This window comes from Streptomonospora arabica (genome assembly GCF_039531585.1).
Lineage (GTDB): Bacteria > Actinomycetota > Actinomycetes > Streptosporangiales > Streptosporangiaceae > Streptomonospora > Streptomonospora halophila.
In genome coordinates this window covers 115,006-135,663 of sequence record NZ_BAAAQI010000007.1, presented here as the reverse complement: position 1 = coordinate 135,663, position 20,658 = coordinate 115,006, and the positions used below count along the sequence as shown (strand labels likewise).

Genomic DNA, 20,658 nt, shown 5'->3' with positions numbered 1-20,658 from the left:
TCGGGGACGGGCTGCCCGGAGCCGCCCGGGTGCCGTCAGCGGTGGGTGTTGTGCGCGGAGGAGAGGGCGATCTCGCGGAACGCGCCCGCGGCGGGCGTCAGCGGGGCGTCGCGGTTGAGCAGCGAGATCCGGATCCAGGTGGGCGGGTCCAGGTCGAGTACCTGGGCGCCGCCGCTGCGGGCGGTGCGGGTCCAGGACTCCGTCAGGACCGCGACGCCGGCGCCGTTGAGCACCAGCGGCAGGATCGCCTCGCGGTGGCCGGCTTCGACGGCGATATGCAGGTCCACGCCCTCGGCGCGGATGCGGTCGACGAGGTGGCGGCCGCGGCTGCCCGCCGGGTAGGTGATCACCCGGTGACCGGCGAGGTCGGACCAGTGTGCGCGCGTGGCGTCGCCGAAGGGGTGGTCCGGCGGTGCCACCAGGATGAACTTCTGCATTTCGACCGGGTGCTCCTGCACGCCCACCGGCCGCAGCGGCTCGCCCGAGCCCACCAGGGCCAGTTCGCAGGCGCCCTCCCGCACCTTCTCGATCGCCTCGGGAGGCGTGAACACCGCCGCCACGTTCACCGTGACGCCGGGGAAGCGCTCGGCGAACCGCGTGACGATCGTGGTCAGCGGCTCGACGGCCTGGGAGGGCATCACCGCGATGTCGACCCGGCCGGAGAGCATGCCCTTGATCGACTCCACGCTGGCCCGCGTGGTGTCGAGGCCGCGCAGCACCTGGCGCGCGGGCTCGACCATCGCCCGGCCCGCCGCGGTGAGCTGCACGCGCCGCCCCACGCGGTGGAACAGCGCCGTGCCCAGCTCGCGCTCCAGGCGCTGGATCGCCTGGGAGAGCGACGGCTGAGCGACGTGCATGCGCGCCGCCGCCTTGCTGAACCCGTTGTGGTCGACGATGGCGACGAAGTACTCGAGTTGGCGCGTGTCCATACGACATCCCGTGTTCGGTATTCCAAGCAGAGCCGGTGGGAGCCGCCGGTCGATAGCCTCAACCTATCGGAGGTGGCCCACCCCGTCGCGGCGGCCGGAGCGGCGAACTCCGCCGAGCCGAGCGGAGGTCGTCGGCGGCTCCGGCACGTCCGTGCCGACGAGAAGCCGGGAACGTCGCTCCGGGGTCCCACCGACGGAGGAGGCCCTCATCGACCGCCGATCCGGCTCCTACCGCCGCTCCGCCGCCGCAGCAGCGGCCCTCGTACCGGCTGGGCTCAGCGCCTGCGGCGGAGCGGCGCCTGCTCCGCGGCATTGGACGCCGGCGATGCGGCCGGGCACCGGAACCGAACCCCCGCTCGACGGCGACGGCGACGGCTTCTCCGACCTGGTCGTCACCGGGGTGCGCACGTCCGGCGGACGGGAGCCCTACCTCGGTGTCGTCCTCGGTGCCGTGCCGAGACCGCCTGCCGGGCCGGTTGACCTCAACTTTGGTTGAGGCTGCAGAGTCGTGGACGTGAGGGTGCGGAACGGGCGCCGGCCGGTGCCCGCCGCAGGCGAGACGACTACGGAGGCGTCCTATGGCAGCGCAGAGCCCGATCCTGGTCACCGGAGCGACCGGAAACGTCGGTCGACACGTGGTGCGCCGACTGTCGGACGAGGGGCGTGCCGTCCGCGCGCTGACGCGCGACCCGGCGAAGGCCGATCTGCCCGCCGGCGTCGAGGCGGTCCAGGGCGACCTCGCCGATCCCGGGAGCCTGGGGCCTGCCCTGGAGGGCGTCGACACCGCGTTCCTCGTGTGGCCGAGCGTCCAGGCCGACGCGGCGGCGGCCGAGACCGTCCAGGCCATGGCCGCCGGCGTCGAGCGGATCGCGTACCTGTCGACGATGGGCATCGACCCCGAGCGCTCGGAGCGGGAGGGCGGGATTCTCGGTTCGCACGCGATGCTGGAGCGGTTGATCAAGGAGTCCGGGATGAGCTGGACCTTCGTGCGCGCCGGCGGGTTCGCGGCGAACCTGCGCGACTGGATCCCGCGCATCCGCGAGACGGGAGTGATCCGCATGGCGTACCCGGACCTCGCGCGCCCGCTGATCCACGAGGCCGACATCGCCGAGGTCGCGGTGCGCGCCCTGACGGAGAGCGGGCACGCCGGCGCGGCCTACGAGATCACCGGGCCCGCGGGCATCACCCAGGCCGAGCAGGCACGGATCATCGGCGAGGAGCTGGGGGTGCCGGTCCGGGTCGAGGCCATGACCGACGACGAGGCCGTGCGCGAGCTGACCGAGAGCGGGCTGCCGGAGGAGATGGCCCGGCAGATCCTGGAGGCGCACGCCCGGATGGTGGCGCATCCGGAGCCCGCGACCGACACCCTGGAGCGCGTGACGGGCGCGCCCCCGCGCACCTTCCGCCAATGGGCCGCCGACCGGGTGGCCGCTGAGCGGGCGGTTGCCGAGCGGGTGGCCGGTGAGCGGGCGGTGGCGCCGGGGCGGGATACACGGACTCGGGGTTGAAAACCGGGAAACGGGCCTGAAACACGGGCAAGCGGTATGGAAGGTGAGATAAAGGGGGAAGAAGGCGCCCCGGGCGCGGCTAGAGCCGAATTGTCGTCGGGCGTTGCTAGCTTCACAGCATGTCGAGAATGATGTTCGTGAATCTGCCGGTAGCCGACCTGAAGACCTCCGTCGACTTCTTCACCGCACTCGGTTTCGAGTTCGACCCGAAGTTCACCGACGAGAACGCCACCGCCATTACCGTCGGAGAGAACGCCGTCGTGATGCTGCTGGTCAAGGGATTCTTCCAGGGTTTCACCAAGAAGGAGATCACCGACGCCCGGGCGTCCACGGAGGCGATCATCGCCGTCTCCGCCGACAGCCGGGAGGATGTCGACGACCTGGTGGACAAGGCCCTGGCCTCGGGTGGGAGCGCCTCCAACGAACCCATGGAAGGGCCTGGAATGTACGGGCGGAGTTTCCAGGACCCCGACGGGCATTTGTGGGAGGTCGTGTATATGGACATCGAAGCCATGGGTTGACGGGTGGACGGGTGGACGGGTGGACGGATTGAGGGATGGCGGGTGGACGGGGCGCTTGACGGGGCCGGCTCGTAGGAAGGGTGAGGCCGGTTGATCGGCCAGCTGGTTGACGGGTCCGACCGCTTCATATGAATGCGGCCGCCCCGTCGGCCGGCTGCGTCGGGCCGGTCGGCCGGTCGGTCGGCGGAAGGATGCGGCCGGGTTGGCTGGATTGAGGATGCGGCCGCCCGGTCGCCCCCGGCCCACCGGTTCGGGTAGTCGCTGGTCGCGCCTCAGGGGGCAGTGAGGGATGGCGGAGCCCGAGCCCATCGGTTCGGGTGCTCGCCGGTGGCTGTCGCGGTGGGGCGGCGAGGGCGGCGGGTGGTCGGGCCCGAGCCCATCGGTTCGGGTGCGCGCCGGTGGCCGTTGCGGTGGGGCGGCGAGGGCGGTGGGTGGTTGAGCCCGCGCGGATCGGTTCGGGTGTTCGCCGGTGGCTGTCGCGGCGGGGCGGCGAGGGCGGTGGGTGGTCGGGCCCGAGCCCATCGGTTCGGGTGCTCGCCGGTGGCTGTCGCGGCGGGGCGGCGAGGGCGGCGGGTGGTTGAGCCTGCGCGGATCGGTTCGGGTGCGCGCCGGTGTCATGGTTCAGGACGGCGCCGTGCCTCACATCGCTGGCGACATTTCGGGCATTTGGGCGTGCCCATCGAGTTGGTAAGGCCACGAGTGGCGCTCAACCAGTGGTGCGGCATCCACGGCACCTCAAAATTCCGCGATGCGGAGGTTATCGAAGTGATTTGACCGATTTGCCGTGTTTCTAAGGTGCTGTGAGGTGCCGTGTGGCGACGAGAGTGCCCAAACCGGCGCTCAATGGCCCCTGAGAGGTGCATTAGGAGTGGTTCGTCGCCGCTGGCGCCTGGAAGGTCTGCTTTATTGGGGTGCAATACGGGCATTCGTGCATCAATCGCCTTGCATCGAGGGCCACTGCGGATCGCCGGGATGCTGCGGTGCGGCTCGCGGCGGATTCGTCGCCCTTCTCGGCCACGACCAGGTCTCATATGACCGGTTTGTGCGAATCGTGCTCCTGTGCTCTTTGGTTGGGTCGCGTGGGGAACCGGCGGGCGCCCGGACCGATGTTCGCGGTCTTGACTGCCCGCGGTCGTCGCTGCCCTCGTCGCGTGGGCAGCCGGCGGGCGCCCGGACCGTTGGTCGTGGGCTTGACCGCCCGCCGTCCTTGCTGCTTCGTTGCGTGGGGAACCGGCGGGCGCCTCGACCGATGGTCGCGGGCTCGACCGCCCGGTGCCCTTGCTGCTTCGCCGCATGCGCAACCGAGAGGGTCCTCGACCGATGGTCGCGGGCTCGACCATCCGCCGCCTTCGCTGCTTCGTTGCGTGGGGAACCGGCGGGCGCCTCGACCGATGGTCGCGGGCTCGACCGCCCGGTGCCCTTGCTGCTTCGCCGCATGCGCAACCGAGAGGGTCCTCGGCCGATCACCGTAGGCTCAACCGCCCACCACCTTCGTCGCCTTCGCCGCCCTTGCTGCCCCTCCCCTTACTGCCCCGCGCTGCCCCGTCCTGCCCCTCCCCGCGCTGCCCCGTCCTGCCCCTCCCCTTACTGCCCCGCGCTGCCCCGTCCTGCGCCTCGCGTGGGCGATCGCGGGCACCCGTACCCGCATTCCGCTCGGCCGGTTTTCGATCCGCAACCTTGCCCAGCGCAACACCTCCCGGATGTGCTGAATGTCCGCATCCAATGTCTCAAAGGCGAGGATTGTCGGATTTAAAACGAAGGAATCAGCGCCGATTGAGGATTTGAGGCTCGATTGACCCCGCATGTCTGGAGTGGGCTACGGTAAGTTCCGGATCACCCCCACTGGCCGTCGCACAGGCTGTCTCCGGGCCCGATCGTCCTGCCGTGCAGCCGTGCAACGGATCAGGGTCCGACGCGGGCCGGGTTCCGCCTGCTTCCAATCGCCGACGAGGACCTGATCGATGTCAGCACGTGTATCCGAAAGAAATCAGTCGCAGCGCTCGCCGAACTCGCCGGGCCTGCAAGCCGTACTCGCATTCTGCGCCGCGGGCGTCGTTCTGGCCGCGGCCTGGTACTGGGTGGTCTCGGCCGTGCCCGGCGACGTGCGTGTGCTTATGATCACGGTCGGCTCGGTCATGGGTGTGCTGCTGGCCGGCGCCATCGCCGTCGCCACCTACCACGCTGCCGCCGCCGCCATGAGCCGCGAGCGGGCCGCTCGGGCGGAGGAGCGCGTCGCCCAAGCCGAGCACAAGACCGCCGGGCTGGAGCAGGAGCTGCGCCAGTTCGCCCACGACGGGGTCCCCGACCTGCGCCGCCGCATCCGTCAAGGGGCCACCACCGACGCCGCCATCGCCGAGTCCGCCCAGCCCAACCAGGAGGCGCTGCGCACGCTGCTCGTCCAGCTGGGCCAGACCCTCGGGCAGGCCGAGCGGCGCGGCGCCGCGGCCATGGCGGCCTGCGCCGGCGCCGCCGCGCGTGTGCAGGCGCAGGTCACCAACCTCCTCGCCCAGCTGCGCGAGCTGGAGGACCGCTACGGCGACCAGGACGGCGTGTTCGGCGACCTGCTGGAGCTCGACCACCAGGTCTCGCAGATGGGCCGGCTCGCCGACAGCTTCGCGCTGCTCAGCGGCGGCCGCTCCGGGCGCCGCTGGACCAAGCCCATCGTCATGGAGAGCATCCTCCGCGGCGCGATGGGGCGCATCTACGCCTTCCGCCGCGTGCGCATCCACTCCACCAGCAGCGCGGCCGTCGTCGGCTACGCCGCCGAGGGCGTGATGCAGGCCCTGGCCGAGCTGATGGACAACGCCGCCAACTTCTCCGCGCACAACACCGAGGTGCACGTCTACGTGGAGGAGGAGGACACCGGCGTCATGGTCACGATCGAGGACAGCGGCCTGGGCATGCGCCCGCGCGAGCGGCGCCGCGCCGACCAGCTGGTGTCCCAGCCCCACGACCTGACGAACCTGCCCGGCAGCCGCATGGGCCTGGCCGTCGTCGGCCGCGTCGCCGCCAAGTACGGGCTGACGGTCAACTTCCGGCCGTCCTCGCGCGGCGGCACCGGCGCCGTCGTCCTCGTACCGCAGCACCTCATCACCCGCCCGCGCCAGGCGCTCGACGCGCCCGCCGCCCCGCCCCCGCCGCCGCGCACCGCCGAGCCCGCCCCCGTCGCCGCGTCCTCGGCGCCCGCTCCGGCCATCGGCGGGGGCGGCGCAGGCGAGACCGGCGAGCACGCTCTGCCCAAGCGGCGCCGCGGCCAGACCCTGGCCGAGGCCGAGAGCCAGCATTCCCAGCCGCGCACCGAGCGCAAGCGCGAATTCGGCGACCCGGGCACCCGCTTCGCCGCCTTCCGCAAGACCGCCCGCGGGCGCGACGGCGCTTCGGACGACACCACCCGGTGAGATCCGGTGCCGGTCGACGCCTGCCCGTTGCAGGGCCCCGGGCGGTCGCCGGGCACCCAGCGCATACTCCGGGCACCGCACCGCCCGCATGACTCGAACGAGGAGTGGCACAGATCCCATGAGCACCGCAGACCGCGGCCTTGACTGGTTGCTTGAGAACCTGCTCGCGAAGACCCCCGGAGCCCAGCACGCGCTGGTCCTGTCCAGGGACGGGCTCAAGATGGTCTTCTCCGCCCAGCTCGACGGCGACCGCGCCGACCAGCTCGCCGCCATCGCCGCCGGCATCCAGAGCCTGTCGCTGAGCGCCTCCGCCGAGTTCGGCGACGGCAGCATCACCTCGGGCCAGGCGATGGTGGAGTTCGCCGGCGGGATTCTGCTGATCGTGCCCGCCGGTGCGGGCGCCCACCTGGCTGTGCTCGCCGAGGAGGACACCGACGTCGGCATCGTGGGCCACAACATGAACGAGCTCGTCGAGCAGCTCGGCTCCTACCTCACCGCCGACCCCAGGACACCCCAATACAGCGGTGACCCGACGCCATGAACCCCAAGCGGATCGACCGCGAGGACCCGGACCGCCTCTACACCGTCACCGGCGGTCGCAGCCGCGCCGAGGAGAGCACCTTCGACAGCGTCACGCTCGTCGTCGCCGAGTGCGAGCCCAAGGCGGGGATGCAGTCCGAGCACGTGCGGATCCTGCGGACGTGCGAGCGGCCGACGGCGGTCGTGGAGCTCTCGGCCGCCCTGGGGATGCCGGTGAGCGTGGTGAAGATCCTGCTGCGCGACCTGATGGACACCGGCCAGATCACCGTCCGCCACCCGTCCTCGGCGTCCACGGCCGCCAACGCGCACTCCCCCTCCTCCGAGACCCTGAAGCAGGTGCTCGATGCACTCCAACGCCTCTGAAGCCCCCGCGTACCAGACCCCGGCCCCGCTGTCCGCAGACGCGCAGGACGCGCTGAAGATCGTCGTCGTCGGCGGGTTCGGCGTGGGCAAGACGACCATGGTGGGAGCGGTCAGCGAGATCCGGCCGCTCAGCACCGAAGAGGTCATGACCGAAGCCGGGGTCGGCATCGACGACCCGTCGACCGTACGCAGCAAGACCACGACCACCGCGGCCTTCGACTTCGGCCGCATCACCGTCACCGACGACAAGATCCTCTACCTGTTCGGCGCGCCCGGCCAGGAGCGGTTCTGGTTCCTGTGGGACCAGCTCTTCGCCGGCAGCCTGGGCGCCGTCGTGCTCGTCGACCCCCGGCGCCTGGAGGACTCCTGGTACGCCGTCGACCGGCTGGAGGCCCACGGCATGCCGTTCGTCGTGGCGATCAACCGGTTCGAGCCGGGCCCGGGCCTCGCCGCCCTGCGCGACGCGCTCTCGCTGCCCGACGAGGTACCGCTCGTCGAATGCGACGCGCGGAGCAGGGACGACTGCAAGACGGTGCTGATCTCCCTCGTCCGCCACCTCAACGACCTGTACGCACTCTCGCCCGCCCGGGAGGGCACGCCGTGACCGACGACCACCACTCCGCAGGGTTCGCGCCGGCGGCGGACTCCCCGCTGGCCGGCTACCCCGACCACGACCAGGCGGTGCGCTTCTACGGTCCGCAGATCGCCGTGGACCCCGGCACCCTCTACCGCGACATGCGGTGGCGCTACGGCCCCGTCGCACCGATCCTGCTGGACGGCGACATCCCGGCCTGGTTCGTCATGGGATACCGCGAGGTCCACTACGTCACCAGCAACCCGCAGTGGTTCGCGCGCGACTGCCGCCGGTGGAACGTGTGGGACCACGTCCCGGGGGACTGGCCGCTGATGCCCTACGTGGGCTGGACGCCTTCGGTGATGTTCGCCGAGGCGAACGAGCACCAGCGCCGCGCCGGCGCCCTGGGCGACGCGCTCGACGCCGTGGACCGCACCGAGCTCGCGCTGATCTGCCAGCGCGTCGCCGACGAGCTGATCGACGGGTTCAGCGGCGACGGCGAGGCCGACCTCGTGGCCCAGTACGCCCACCAGATTCCGGCCCGGGTCATCGCCGAGCTGTTCGGGCTGCCGCCGGCCGACGTGCCCGTGCTGGTGCGCGACATCCTCGACTCCCTGGACGTCAAGGGCAACGCCGTCGAAGCCCACCAGCGGGTGCAGGAGCGCATGCAGCAGGTGGTCGCCGACGCCCACGCGCGCCCCGGCCAGGACGTGCCCACGCGGCTGCTGGAGCACCCCGCCAAGCTCACCGACGACGAGATCGTCATCGACCTCCTCGTCGTCATGGCGGCCGCGCAGGCGCCGACCGGCAACTGGATCGCCAACACGCTGCGGCACATGTTCGTCGACGACCGCTTCTCCGTCAGCCTCCAGGGCGGGCGCAGCAGTGCGGCGCAGGCGCTCAACGAGGTGCTGTGGCGCGACACCCCGACGCAGAACTTCATCGGCCGCTTCGCCGTGCAGGCCTGCGAGCTGGGCGGTCGGCGCATCCAGCGCGGCGACATGCTGGTGCTGGGGTTGGCGGCGGCCAACGCCGACCCGCGGGTGCAGCCCGAGGAGCAGCTGGACTCCGGCGCCAACCGCGCGCACATGTCCTTCGGCCACGGCGAGCACGGATGCCCGTTCCCCGCGCCGGAACTGGCCGAGGTCATCGCCCGCAACGCCGTCGAGGTGCTGCTGGACCGGCTGCCCGACGTCGAGCTGAGCCTGCCGGCCGAGAAGCTGGAGTGGCGGCCGTCGGTGTGGATGCGCGGACTGTACGCGCTGCCGGTGGAGTTCACACCGGCGATCCCCACCGACGAGCGGGCCCTGTAGGAGCCCTTCCGGTCCCGGTGGCAGGACCTTCGCCTGCCGCCGGGCCGCACCCCGCGCGGTCCCGCACCCCGCGCGGTCCCGCACCCCGCGCGGTCCCGCACCCCGCGCGGTCCCGGCCGCACGCGCGGCCGGGGCCGCGGGGGAGGGGCGCGCTCAGGCCCCGGCGGAGACCGTGGTGCGCGGCGTGAACACCACCGGTACCCGGGCCGGGCCGCGGGTGAACACGCCCTTGTCCTCGGCCACGTAGTCGTCGGCCAGCCGGGCGTCGGGCATCGCGTCGAGCAGCATGTTGGCGGCGATCTCCACCTCGTTCTCGGCCAGCAGCGCGCCGACGCAGAAGTGCCGACCCAGCGCGAACGCGAGGTGGCCCGCGGCGGCGGTGAACGCCGTGGAGGCGTCCAGCTCGTCGCGGAAGACGTTGAACGAGTCGGGGTCGGCGTAGCGCTCGGGGTCGCGGTTGGCGGCACCGATCAGGCAGGTCACCGTGCTGCCCGCCGGAACCTCGCCGCCGCTGAAGACGACGTCCTCGGCGGGCTGGCGCATGATCATGTGCACCGGCGGGGTGTAGCGCAGCGTCTCGGCGAAGGCCTTGGGGATCATCGAGCGGTCCTCGCGCACCGCCTCCATCTGGTCGGGGTGGGCCAGCAGGTTGGCGAACATCGCGGCGATCGCCTTGTCCGTGGTCTCCCCGCCCGCGGCCAGCAGCAGGCTGCAGAAGGCCTTGATGTCCTCGTCGCTCATCGAGGTGCCGTCGATCTCGGCCCGGCACAGCACCGACAGCAGGTCGTCGCCCTGGTTGTCGCGGCGCTCGCGGATGATCGGGATCATGTACTCCGCGAACTCCTCGCGGGTGCGCAGGCCGTCGGCGGCGATGTCGGGGTCCTGGGAGAGGTTGCCCAGGAACGCGATGATGCTCGTGTACCACTTGTGGAACCGGTCGTGGTCGCCCTTGTCCAGGCCCAGCATGTCCACGATGACGTTGATGGGGAAGTGCGTGGCGAACTGCGAGACCAGGTCGACCGAGCCGGCGCCGCGGAACTCGTCGATCAGCTCGCGCGCGTTGCGCTCGATCACGGGGCGGAACTTGTCGCGCAGCTCGCTGCCGCGGAAGGCGGGTGCCACCAGGGCGCGGCGAACAGCGTGTTCCCGCCCGCTGAGCTGGAGGATCGTGCGCCCGTGCACCGGTTCCAGCTGCCAGTCGTAGTTGGCGGTGGTGAACACTTCGTCCTTGAACGCCCGCTGGACGTCCTCGTAGCGGGAGACGATGTAGCTCTGCATCGGCTCGTGCCAGATGAGGGGCGCCTCGCTGCGCATGATCCGGTAGGCGGAATACGGATCGGCGTTGAACTCCGCGGAGAGGATATCGGGGATACCGGGAGTGTCCGGGACTTTGGTCATGTCTGCGCCTCACTAATGAGGGGGGACGAAGATCGACTCGTCCCAGACTAGGGAAGTCATTCGCGACGGGCCAGGCGCAACGTCCCTGAAGTGTCGGAAACCCGGACGGATCGGCTTCACATCCGTCACTGGTTTATCCTGCGTAGAATCCGATGAATCGGCGTTTGGGTGCCTGCGCGCTCGGGCACCTCGGGATCCCGAATGCTCCCGGGCGGTGCGGCGCGCCGGATCCCCGACGCAGTGGGCGATGCGGGCGCCCGCATCCCGCACGGGAGCGCGGCGGGTCCGGGGGCGAAAGCGTCCGGTCGGGCGGGCAGAACCGCAGGTACGCGGGTTTTTCCGGACCCGCGGCGGCAGGGCCGAATGGGGGCGCGCCGCGAGGTGCGTCTCGAATTCCGGACACGCTGCTGGTGTAATTCGGACGCCGGCCGGCTCCGCTATATTCGGTCGTGCCGAACGGACGGAATCGCCGGGCTGCGGATAGGCGGCTCGGCGGGCGCCGTTCTACAGTCGGGCGCGACCGCGACCGAGGCGGCCGCCGGGCCGCCGCCGATCCGCGAAAGCGCCGTCCCGGCGGCCTCCCGGCCGCCCACCGGTCCCCCCTGCGAAGGAGCAGCACCATGCCCCGCCCGCCCTTGGCACCGCCCGGACCCCGCCGCGACCGCCTCCACTGGCTGCGCCGCATCGCGCAGCTGGACCCCGAGACCGACTTCCACGAGATCTACCGCATCTCCGCGGGCTACGAGTTCCCGTGGGACTACACCCGTGCGCTGGAGCTGGCGCTGTACCGCACCTACTGCGTGCCCTCGATCTCGGCATTGCTGGACGCCACCGGCGAGTTCGGCCGCCGCGGCCAGAAGCGCTACGACGACACGTCGCTGCTGATGGGCGAGATGGTCGAGCACGGCGTCGACTCCGACCGCGGCCGCGCGAGTCTGCGCACGGTGAACCGGATGCACAACCGGTACGCGATCTCCAACGGCGACATGCTCTACGTGCTGTCGACCTTCGTCTTCGAGCCCATCGACTGGATCGCCCGCTACGGGTGGCGGCCGCTGACCGCCGCCGAGCGCGAGGCGGCGCTGCGCCACTACACCGAGGTGGGCCGGCGCATGAACATCCGCGACATCCCCGCCGACCTCGACTCCTTCCGCGAGTTCAAGACCGGCTACGAGCGCGAGCACTTCCGCTACACCGACACCAATGCCCGCGTCGGCCGCGCCACGCTGGACATCTTCCGCGCATGGTTCCCGGCCCCGCTGCGCCCCGCCGCCGACGCGGGCGTGCGGGCGCTGCTCGACGATCCGATGCTGGAGGCGTTCGGCTTCGCGCCCGCCCCGCGGTGGCTGGGGAAGGTCGTGCGTACGGCGCTGCGGGTGCGGGCGCGCGTGGTCACCCAGCTGCCGCCGCGGCGCGTCTCGCGGCTGTCCGCGGACCGGCGGAACCGGACCTACCCCGGATACCCCGACGGCTATGCGGTCGAGGATATGGGTGCGCCGGAGCCGACCGGAATCGACCCGGCGTGGCTGCGAGCGCCGACGAGTTCGGCCTGACCGCCCTCCGCGGGCCCGCCGGGTCGCGGGCCCGCGGAGGCCCGTCAGCGGGGTCGTCCGCCCGCTACCGGCGTCCGGGCAGAACCCGGCCGGGGCCGCGCCGTTCGGTGCGGTCCCGGCCGCCGCGCGCGGCCCGCCTGCGCATGTCGTGCAGGTAGTAGTCGCGCGGCAGGGTGCGCACGGTCAGCGGTAGACGCGGGTAGACCGTGCGCACGGCGGCGACGAGCCGGTCGAACCGGCGCTGGTGGATCGGCCCCCATTCCAGACCGAAACCCGCGCGGACGTGTTCGGGCAGCAGCCCGGAGGCCAGGAAGCGCTGCACCCGCACCAGTGCCCGCACCACCGGGTTGGCCGGGTGGAACAGGTCGCGCGCGATGGCGCGCGCGGTGTCGTTCACCTCGATGGCACCGATCATGTCGGCCCAGTAGCGGTCGAAGTCGGCGCGGGTGGCGGGCCAGCGGTCGGGCGGACAGCCCAGCGAGGTGGCGAACACCGCGGAGTGCCGGTAGACCTCGTCCTTGTCCTCCGGCGCCAACGGGCCGAAGACCAGCTCGTAGACGTGCATGTTGCAGGCGTAGAGCGTGGCCGCGACCCACACCTGCAGCTCCGGGTCCCGGGCGCTGTAGCCGGGCCCCGTGACGCGCTTGTGGATCGCACGCACGATCCGCGCGACGCGGTCGGCCTCCTCCTCGGTGCCGTACACCAGCCCGTAGACGAAGACGAGCGTGCCGCGCAGCCGGTCCACCGGCCGCTGGGCGAAGTCGCTGTGGTCGGCGACGCCCTGCCCGACTCCCGGATGGGCGATCTGCAGCAGGATCGCGTAGGCGGCCGCGCCCAGCACGACGGCCTCGCGGTAGACCCGCTGTGCCGGAGCCCCCGCCCGCGCGCGCCGCTTGTCCCCCACGGTCACCATGCTAGACGGATTCGCGGCCGATCCCGCCGCGGCGAGCCGGGACACGGCCGGTGCTTCGCGGGCTCCCTCGCGCAGCGCGAGAGGGAGCGTCGGGTGCCGGAGCGACTGCGACGACGCGTCGCCTTCACGAGCCCGGCGCGTCCAGCTCCAGCTCCAACAGCGCCGAGCTCAGGCTCTTGCCGTGGGAGTCCAGGAACAGCGACGTGGTGACCGTGTCGTCGGCCGCACGCGGGCACACGAAGATCAGCGCGGGCAGGTTGTCCAAGCGGTGGCGCACCACGTCGCCCGAGACCCGCTCGGCCAGGTGCTCGGCGACCCGCTCCGGGGTCAGCGCCGCGCACAGCAGCGGGTACCGGGCGGGGTCGTAGGGGATCACCGAGACGGTGATCAGGTTGCCCTTGTCCCCGGCGCGCGCGTGGGCGATGTCGTACAGCAGGATGCTCATTCGGCCCCCTCGAAGACGACGACCTCGGTCGCGACCCGCTCGCGGGGGACGGTCGTGGACAGGACGCCCACGACCTCGGAGGTGCCCACCCGCAGGCCCCCGCCCCCCGCCGGGCCGGACGTGTACAGGGCGCTGACCTCCTCGCCCACCGCCTCGGCCGCCTCCCGGGTCCCGGCCAGTCCAGCCACCCGCAGCCGGCACTCGTAGGGCTCGGCCCCCGCGGCCAGCGCCTCGCCGTGCAGCGCGCTGTGCCCGACGACGTCGGCCCGCAGCCGCGGCAGCGCGCCCGCGAGCCGCTCGCGCACGACCTCGGCGGCGAGCCGCGCCCGGTCGAGCGCGCCGCGCCCGGCGTAGGAGATCTCGCCTTCGCCGCGGAACCCCGCCCGGTAGCCGACGCTGACCTTCAGCTCCTCGGGGCGGGCGCGCCCGCGCGCGCCGCGCACGGCCACCCGGTCGCCGCCGCGGTCGCGTACGTCCACCCCGGACATGTCCAGTGAGACGTCGGGCGTCCGATAGGCGCGGGGGTCGGTGACCTCGTAGGTGAGCTGTTCGACCACGGTCAGCCGGTCGACCCGGCCGCCGGTGCCGGGCGGCTTGGTGATCACCGCGTCGCCGTCGGCGCCGACCTCGGCGATCGGGTAGCCCAGCCGGGCCAGGCCGGGTACCGGCTTGCGCGCCGGGTCGGCGAAGTAGCCGCCGGTCACCTGCCCGGCGCACTCCAGCAGGTGGCCGACCAGCGTGCCCGCGGCCATGCGCGCCCAGTCCCCCGCCTCCCAGCCCAGCAGGTGGGCCAGGGGCGCGAGGAACAGGGAGGGGTCCGCCGCCCGCCCGGCGATCACCACCGGCGCCGGCCCCCGCAGCGCCGGAAGCAGTGCGTCGGCGCCGATGTAGGCGTTGGCCGAGACGATCTCCCCGTGCGACTCCAGCGGCGCGCCGTCCTCCCAGGCCGGAGCCGAGAGGTCGATGCGGTCCAGTACGTCGTCGCCGGTGACCGCCGCCACCGTCGTCGGCGCGCCCAATTCCGCGCCCAGGTCCCGCACCATGCGCGCGGCCCCGACCGGGTCCGCGGCGCCGGCGTTGGTCACCAGCCGGGTTCCCGTCCGGGCGAGCGGTCCCAGCAGTGCGGCCATGCGCTTGCGCAGCATCGGGTCGTAGCCGGCCCGCGGGTCCGCGAGCCTGCGCAGCGCGGCCAGCGAGACGGTGCGCTCGCCCAGGCACTCCAGGGCCACGACGTCCAGTCCCCCCTTCTCGACCAGGTCGACGGCCGGTTCGATCCGGTCGGCGGCGAAGCCCGCGCCGCAGCCGATCCGGGCGTGGTTGCTGCTCACGTGTCTCTGATCCCCCGTCGGTCGTAATGGTGGTCGGGTGCCGGCGTCACCCCGTCCACAGCGGGATCGCGCCGGTGAGAGCGGCGGCGGCCAGCACGACGAGGCCGACCAGCCACGCCCAGGGCAGCAGGAAGCGGATGTGGCGGCCGATCGAGACTCCCGCCAGGCCGGTGAGGAGATAGAAGGAGCCGGTGAGCGGGCTGATCGGGAAGCCGACCGTCTCCTCGCCCGTGATCGAGGCCTGGGCGATGGCGCTCGCGGGCACGCCGAACGTGTCGCCGACGGCCGTGAGCACCGGCATCACCGCGAAGTAATAGGCGTCGGGGCCGAACAGCAGGCTGAGCGGGACGGCGAGCACACCCACCAGCAGCGGCAGGGCCGGACCGACGGCGCCGGGCATGGCGCCGGTGAGCGCCTCGGCCATGGCGTCGATCATCCCGCTCTCGCTCATGACGCCGAGGAAGACCCCTGCGGCGAGCAAGGTGCTGGCCATCAGCACGGCGCCCTGCGCGTGGGCGTTGATGCGGTCGGTCTGGGCCTTGAGGCCCGTGTAGTTCAGCGGCAGCGCGACGACCAGGGCGACCATGAATACGAGCTCGGGCGAGAGCACGCCGGAGATCAGCACGGCGACCGTGGCCGCGGTGAGGGCGGCGTTGAGCCAGAACAGCCGCGGGCGCCGCAGAGCCGCCTCCTCGGCGGAGAGTTCCCCGTCGCCGGCGGGCGCCGGCCCCTCGGCGCCCCGGGGGTCCTCGGCGGCCTCCCCGGCCGGGCCGCCGGCGGGCGCCTTCGCGGTCCGGGCGGCGGGCGCGGCGGCGGCAAGGCGGACCCTCTCGCGGCGCCCCAGCAGGTAGGCGATGGCCAGGCAGGCGGCGATCCCCACGAGCTGGGCCGGGATCAGCGGAGCCCACAGGGCGTTGGCGTCGATCCCGGTCGCCGATGCCGCGCGGGCGGTGGGCCCGCCCCAGGGGACCATGTTCATGATCCCCGCGCCCAGCCCGGTCAGGGCGGCCAGCACCAGTCGGCGCATCCCCAGGGCGTCGTAGAGGGGAAGCATCGCGGGGATCGTGATCAGGAAGGTGGTCGCTCCGGCGCCGTCGAGGTGGGTGAGCATGGCCAGCACCACGGTGGCCAGCGCAATGGTCACCGGGTTGCGGCCCGCGAATCCCAGCACGCGCCGGACGACGGGGTCGAAGAGCCCCGCGTCGCGCATCACGCCGAAGTAGAGGATGGCGAAGACGAACATCGCCGTGGTGCCGGCCACGTCGGAGATCCCGGTCCCGGCGAACTCGCCGATCTCGGCGGGGGAGAACCCGGCTATCAGGGCGGCCGCCACCGGCGCACCGACGAGCGCGACGACGGCCGAGACCCGGTTGGACAGCAGGAGTGCCAGAACGGTCGCGATGGCCGCGAAACCCATTGCTGTGAGCATGTCGACGATCCTTTGCGAAGGCGACCGGGGGAGTGATGTGCCTCACGTGGGGCTGGCCACTCATGCTTGCAAGGTGGGCGGTTGCGCGTCCAACATCAATCGGGCAAGGATCTATGCTCCGATTGCATGGACTTGTCTTTGCGCCAGCTCCGCGTCTACGCGGCCGTGGCCCGCGCGGAGAGCTTCACCGCCGCCGCCGCGGAGCTGCACGTGGCGCAGTCGTCGCTCAGCCGCACCGTCCTGGAGCTGGAGCGGCAGCTGGGCGTGCGCCTGTTCGACCGCACCACGCGGCGGATCCGCCGGACACCGGAGGGCCGGGAGCTGCTGGAGGCGGCTGAACGCGTCCTGGCCGCCCACCGCGCGGAGATGGCCGGTCTGCAGCGCTACCTCGCGGGCGAGCGCGGCGTGGTGACCATCGCGACGCTGCCCTCGGTGGCCGCGGCGCTGCTGCCGCCGGTCATCGCGCGCTTCCGCGAGCAGCGGCCGCAGACCGCGGTGCGCATCCTCGACGGGATGTCCGAGGCCGCGCTGGAGCGGCTCGCCTCGGGCGCGGCCGACCTGGCCATCACCTCCGCCGATGGACTGCCCGACGGCCTGCGGGCCCACCCGCTGGCCGAGGACCGCTTCTTCGCGGTGCTGCCGCCCGCCCATCCGCTGGCGGGGGCCGCCGCGCTGGGCTGGGGCGACTTCAGCGGCGAGCAGTTCATCGCCGTCGGCGCCGACTCCAGCGTGCGGGCCGGCACCGACCGCGCCTTCGCCGAGGCGGCCGTGCGCCCGGCGGGCGTCACGGAGGCGGGAAACGTGTCCACGGTGGGCGGCCTGCTGGCCGCGGGGCTGGGCGTCTCAGCGATGCCGGCGCTGGTCGAGGTGCTGATGAGCTTCGCCGACTACGCCCGCGTGCCCCTGGTGCGCCCGGCGCTGGACCGGCGCCTGAGCGTGGTCCTGCCGCGCGACCGCCGGGTGCCCCCGCCGGCCCGCAGCTTCCTGGACTGCCTGCGCGGCCTGCGCGAGGAGGGTCATCCGCTTCCGGCGGACGTGCGCTGGGTGGACTGAGCCCGCGCGGCGCCGGCGTGTCGTCGACCGCGGGGCGGAGCGCCGATGCGTTCATGGCGGCACGCCCGTCGGCGGTGTGCGTTCCGGCCCCACGTGCCGCGAGGGGCGCCGGGGGCGCACCCTTCGGCAGGGGGGATTCAGGTGGCTGTATGGCAGAGAACGAGCTGATTGCGACGTTTGTCCTCCGGTTCGGTTGTCCTGATGACCGGCATCGGCCCGTTCCGCGGCCGGTAGCCCGTGCCCGAGTGCGCGACTCGCCGGGCATGAGGCGTGCGAACCTGTGAGTTCTATGTGAGTCTGATATGAGTGCATGATCGAAGCTCTTCATCGGCCGATCCGCCGGTGGCCCGGGAGCCCGCGCATGCGCGAACGGCTATGCGGGGGCGGTTATCGTGGCATTGGCCGCGTCATCGGCCTCACGGCCCGGCGGATTCCGACGGGCGCCGATACGGCCGGACACGGCGCGGCCCCGCTTTCCCGCCGGTCCGGTACACGCGTCCTTCCTCGGCTTCGGTCGCCGTGCGATCGGACGCCGGGCGGTATCGGCGTGCGCGTCCCCCTCGGGTGTGCGGCCTCGCCGCCGCGTCGTCGGCGCGGAGCGCACCGCTCCGGGAAGCCTCCTGGTACCGGGCGGCTTCGCGGTGGACGGCGGTCGGCCGCGGTGTGAACGACAACTATCCGTTTCCTTTGCTCCCAGTCGAAAAGAGCCATAAGTTCCATGAGCATGGATCTTCCACGCAAAATCAACTCGGCGCTCAGCGCGACCCTGGGTGTCGAGCTCCGGAGGGCCCGCAAGAAGCAGGCGCCGGCGGCGGCCAAGCCCGCGCCCAAGCCCGCCGCCGCGAAGAAGCCCAAGGAGAAGGTCCCCTTCCGGCCGCCGGAGAACCCCGAGCTGGACCGCCTGCTCGACCGCCCGGTGTTCGTCATCTCGCCGGTGCGGTCGGGATCGACGCTGCTGCGCCTGCTGCTGAACGCGCACTCGCGCCTGCACGCCCCCCACGAGCTGCACATCCGCCGCCTGGAGGTGCACTTCCGCACCAAGCTCTCCGAGCGGGCGATGGAGGCCTGCGGCCTGGAGCGCGGCGACATCGAGCACCTGCTGTGGGACCGCGTGCTCCATCGGGAGCTGGCCCGCTCCGGCAAGGACTTCGTCGTCGAGAAGACCCCGAGCAACGCCTTCGTGTGGGACCGCATCGCGGCCTGCTGGCCCGACGCCCGATTCATCTGCCTGCTGCGCCACCCCGTCTCCATCGCCAAGTCGTGGCACGAGGCCGACCCGGTCAAGCGCACCTACGACGAGGCGGCCGAGGACGCGCTGCGCTACATGAACGCGGTCCAGCGGGCGCGTGAGGGCCTGTCCGACACCCACACCGTGCGCTACGAGGAGCTGACCGCCGACCCGGCCGGCGAGCTGGGCCGCATCTGCGAGTACCTGGGCATCGACTACGAGCCCGCGATGCTGGAGTACGGCGACAGCGTCCAGGGCGACTTCACCAAGGGCCTGGGCGACTGGAAGGACAAGGTCCGCTCCGGCAGCGTCCAGCGCGGCCGCGAGCTGCCCAAGGCCTCGGAGGTCCCCGAGGCGCTGCTCGGGATCACCCGGAAGTGGGGATACCTCGACGAGTCCGGCGGCGCCGACGAGTCGGGCACCGACGAGCGCGAAGGGGTAGCCGCCTCGTGAACGCCAAGACCGAGACCCCCCAGGCGGAGGTCGCCGAGATCTGGCCGCGTGACGGAGCCGTCCGCATCGTCGGCGACCTCCTCGGAGGCGCCGCCCCCGGTTCCGGACGCTGGTTCCTGCAGGCCGTGCTGCGCGACACCGACACCCGCAGGTCCTATGAGCTCCGCGTGGAGGACGGGCGCTTCGACGTCTCGGTTCCCGTGGAGGAGTTCGGTAACGCCGGCGACGGTCTGCCCCAAGAAGGGGTGAAGTGGGACCTCTACTGCGCACCCGAGGACCGGTTGGAGGAGGCGGCCGAGAAGTGGCTGCGCCTCGGCCGCCACCTCGACGACATCGCCGACAAGAAGAAGGTGATGGTCTTTCCCGCCCAGACGTCCGCCGAAAGCGGGACCGGGGTGTCGGTGCGGCCCTTCTACACGCTCTACAACAATCTCTCGGTCGAATGCCTGCCCGGCCCTTCCGACAAGGAAAACCCATGAGGATCCGGTACCTCCTGCTCAACGCGTACGGCACCGGCGGAACCATCCGCACCGTGTTCACGCAGGCCAAGACGATGGCCGGGCTGGGCCACACTGTCGAGATCGTCAGTGTCATCCGGCACCGGGACGACCCGCACTTCGACCTCGACGAGCGGGTGAAGCTGAGCGCCATCATCGACCAGCGCCCCGCGAAGGAGGACGAGCCCAAGCCGGGCCCCGTCGCGCGCTTTCGCGCATGGGAGCGCGAACGCCTGAAGCGGCTCCGCGCGGTGCACGTCCCCGCGGGCGAGTTCGCCGCCGACACGTTCACCCGCTACGTCGAGCGCGAGATCGTCCGCTACATCAAGGGCGTGCACGACGGCATTCTGGTGACCACCCGGCCCGCGCTGAACATTCTCTCCGCGCAGTTCGCCGACCCGAACCTGATCCGCGTCGCCCAGGAGCACATGAACCTGGCCACGCACCGCAAGGACGTGCAGCGGGCCATCAAGAAGTACTATCCGCGCTTCGACGCCGTCGCGGTGCTCACCCACCGCGACCGCGAGGACTACGAGAAGCTCATGCCGGGCACCCGGCTCGTGCGGATACCCAACGCGGTGCACTCGATGGACCAGGAGCTCTCCGACCACAGCAACAAGATCGCCCTCGCCGCGGGCCGCCTGGCGCCGCAGAAGGGCTTCGACATGCTGATCCCGGCGTTCAAGAAGGTCACCGAACGCCACCCCGACTGGCAGCTGCGGATCTTCGGCACGGGCAAGAAGAAGGCCGAGCTGCGGGAGCTCATCGACGAGCACCACCTGTACAACCACGTCCTGCTGATGGGGCACACCGACGACATGGAGGGCGAGCTCACCAAGTCGGCGTTCTACATCCTCAGTTCGCGGTTCGAGGGCCTGCCGATGGTGGTCATCGAGGCGATGACCCACGCGCTGCCGGTCGTCAGCTTCGACTGCCCCACCGGCCCCGCCGACGTCATCACCGACGGCAAGGACGGCATCCTCGTGCCGCCCAAGGACGTCGACGCGCTGGCCGATGCGATCTCGAAGATGATGGACGACCGGGACCTGCGGGCGAGCATGGGCGCCGAGGCGCTCAAGACGGCGCAGAACTACGCGCCGGAGTCGGTGCACACGATGTGGGAGGAGCTGTTCACCGACCTGGTGCGCACCTCCGGGAAGGGCGCCACACCCGCGGCGTGACCGCGGAGCGGCTCCGCTCCGCCTGCGCTGAACC

At 72.1% G+C, this 20,658-nt stretch carries 19 protein-coding genes; 13 read left to right on the top strand and 6 right to left on the bottom strand.

Annotation, left to right across the window (positions count from 1 at the left end; translation table 11 throughout):
- Positions 1-35: 35 nt before the first annotated feature.
- The gene (locus tag ABD284_RS14025; RefSeq protein WP_344143400.1) at positions 36-929 is read right to left on the bottom strand and encodes a LysR family transcriptional regulator; all 894 of its coding nucleotides are present in this window, start codon (positions 927-929) and stop codon (positions 36-38) included.
- 325 nt (positions 930-1,254) lie between these two features.
- Here ABD284_RS14025 and ABD284_RS14020 point away from each other — a divergent pair, with 325 nt between their 5' ends.
- The 8 genes from ABD284_RS14020 to ABD284_RS13985 all read left to right on the top strand — a co-directional run bounded on the left by ABD284_RS14020 (position 1,255) and on the right by ABD284_RS13985 (position 9,146).
- The gene (locus tag ABD284_RS14020) at positions 1,255-1,425 is read left to right on the top strand and encodes a hypothetical protein (RefSeq protein ID WP_344143398.1); all 171 of its coding nucleotides are present in this window, start codon (positions 1,255-1,257) and stop codon (positions 1,423-1,425) included.
- 82 nt (positions 1,426-1,507) lie between these two features.
- On the top strand, positions 1,508-2,437 hold the full coding sequence (locus ABD284_RS14015; protein WP_344143396.1) for an NAD(P)H-binding protein: 930 nt from the start codon (positions 1,508-1,510) through the stop codon (positions 2,435-2,437).
- Positions 2,438-2,568: 131 nt separating this feature from the next.
- Positions 2,569-2,958 (top strand): VOC family protein, encoded by a 390-nt coding sequence (locus ABD284_RS14010; RefSeq protein WP_344143555.1) that lies wholly within the window; start codon positions 2,569-2,571, stop codon positions 2,956-2,958.
- A 1,961-nt stretch (positions 2,959-4,919) separates the two neighbouring features.
- A complete protein-coding gene (locus ABD284_RS14005; RefSeq protein WP_344143395.1) occupies positions 4,920-6,356 on the top strand; it encodes a sensor histidine kinase in 1,437 nt (478 codons plus the stop codon).
- A gap of 118 nt (positions 6,357-6,474) precedes the next feature.
- Complete coding sequence (locus ABD284_RS14000; protein WP_344143394.1) at positions 6,475-6,897, top strand: roadblock/LC7 domain-containing protein; 423 nt, start codon at positions 6,475-6,477, stop codon at positions 6,895-6,897.
- On the top strand, positions 6,894-7,259 hold the full coding sequence (locus tag ABD284_RS13995; RefSeq protein WP_344143393.1) for a DUF742 domain-containing protein: 366 nt from the start codon (positions 6,894-6,896) through the stop codon (positions 7,257-7,259). The genes ABD284_RS14000 and ABD284_RS13995 overlap by 4 nt, the downstream gene beginning before the upstream one ends.
- Positions 7,240-7,863 carry a GTP-binding protein gene (locus ABD284_RS13990; protein ID WP_344143392.1) on the top strand — a complete coding sequence of 208 codons (624 nt, stop codon included), beginning with the start codon at positions 7,240-7,242 and terminating at the stop codon, positions 7,861-7,863. Before ABD284_RS13995 ends, ABD284_RS13990 begins: the two co-directional genes overlap by 20 nt.
- Positions 7,860-9,146, top strand: coding sequence for a cytochrome P450 (locus ABD284_RS13985; RefSeq protein ID WP_386699271.1), 1,287 nt, complete (start codon positions 7,860-7,862; stop codon positions 9,144-9,146). The genes ABD284_RS13990 and ABD284_RS13985 overlap by 4 nt, the downstream gene beginning before the upstream one ends.
- 153 nt (positions 9,147-9,299) lie before the next feature.
- On the opposite strand, the gene ABD284_RS13980 is transcribed toward ABD284_RS13985, so the two are convergent.
- The gene (locus ABD284_RS13980) at positions 9,300-10,544 is read right to left on the bottom strand and encodes a cytochrome P450 (RefSeq protein WP_344143391.1); all 1,245 of its coding nucleotides are present in this window, start codon (positions 10,542-10,544) and stop codon (positions 9,300-9,302) included.
- 620 nt (positions 10,545-11,164) lie between these two features.
- Here ABD284_RS13980 and ABD284_RS13975 point away from each other — a divergent pair.
- Complete coding sequence (locus tag ABD284_RS13975) at positions 11,165-12,097, top strand: oxygenase MpaB family protein (protein ID WP_344143389.1); 933 nt, start codon at positions 11,165-11,167, stop codon at positions 12,095-12,097.
- Between the two features lie 64 nt (positions 12,098-12,161).
- Here ABD284_RS13975 and ABD284_RS13970 read toward each other — a convergent pair whose 3' ends face one another.
- The 4 genes from ABD284_RS13970 to ABD284_RS13955 form a co-directional block, all read right to left on the bottom strand.
- Positions 12,162-13,001, bottom strand: coding sequence for an oxygenase MpaB family protein (locus tag ABD284_RS13970; RefSeq protein ID WP_344143388.1), 840 nt, complete (start codon positions 12,999-13,001; stop codon positions 12,162-12,164).
- A gap of 133 nt (positions 13,002-13,134) precedes the next feature.
- Complete coding sequence (locus tag ABD284_RS13965) at positions 13,135-13,455, bottom strand: AtuA-related protein (protein WP_344143387.1); 321 nt, start codon at positions 13,453-13,455, stop codon at positions 13,135-13,137.
- Positions 13,452-14,783 (bottom strand): acyclic terpene utilization AtuA family protein, encoded by a 1,332-nt coding sequence (locus tag ABD284_RS13960; protein WP_344143386.1) that lies wholly within the window; start codon positions 14,781-14,783, stop codon positions 13,452-13,454. Before ABD284_RS13960 ends, ABD284_RS13965 begins: the two co-directional genes overlap by 4 nt.
- Before the next feature lie 46 nt (positions 14,784-14,829).
- Positions 14,830-16,212, bottom strand: coding sequence for a CitMHS family transporter (locus ABD284_RS13955; protein ID WP_344143384.1), 1,383 nt, complete (start codon positions 16,210-16,212; stop codon positions 14,830-14,832).
- A 126-nt stretch (positions 16,213-16,338) separates the two neighbouring features.
- Here ABD284_RS13955 and ABD284_RS13950 point away from each other — a divergent pair, with 126 nt between their 5' ends.
- From ABD284_RS13950 to ABD284_RS13935, 4 genes are all read left to right on the top strand, one after another.
- A complete protein-coding gene (locus ABD284_RS13950) occupies positions 16,339-17,265 on the top strand; it encodes a LysR family transcriptional regulator (RefSeq protein ID WP_344143383.1) in 927 nt (308 codons plus the stop codon).
- A gap of 724 nt (positions 17,266-17,989) precedes the next feature.
- Positions 17,990-18,946: a sulfotransferase family protein gene (locus tag ABD284_RS13945; RefSeq protein WP_344143382.1), complete on the top strand. Its 957-nt coding sequence runs from the start codon at positions 17,990-17,992 to the stop codon at positions 18,944-18,946.
- A complete protein-coding gene (locus tag ABD284_RS13940) occupies positions 18,943-19,425 on the top strand; it encodes a hypothetical protein (protein WP_344143380.1) in 483 nt (160 codons plus the stop codon). Before ABD284_RS13945 ends, ABD284_RS13940 begins: the two co-directional genes overlap by 4 nt.
- The gene (locus tag ABD284_RS13935) at positions 19,422-20,624 is read left to right on the top strand and encodes a glycosyltransferase family 4 protein (protein ID WP_344143378.1); all 1,203 of its coding nucleotides are present in this window, start codon (positions 19,422-19,424) and stop codon (positions 20,622-20,624) included. Before ABD284_RS13940 ends, ABD284_RS13935 begins: the two co-directional genes overlap by 4 nt.
- The last annotated feature ends 34 nt before the right edge of the window (positions 20,625-20,658 follow it).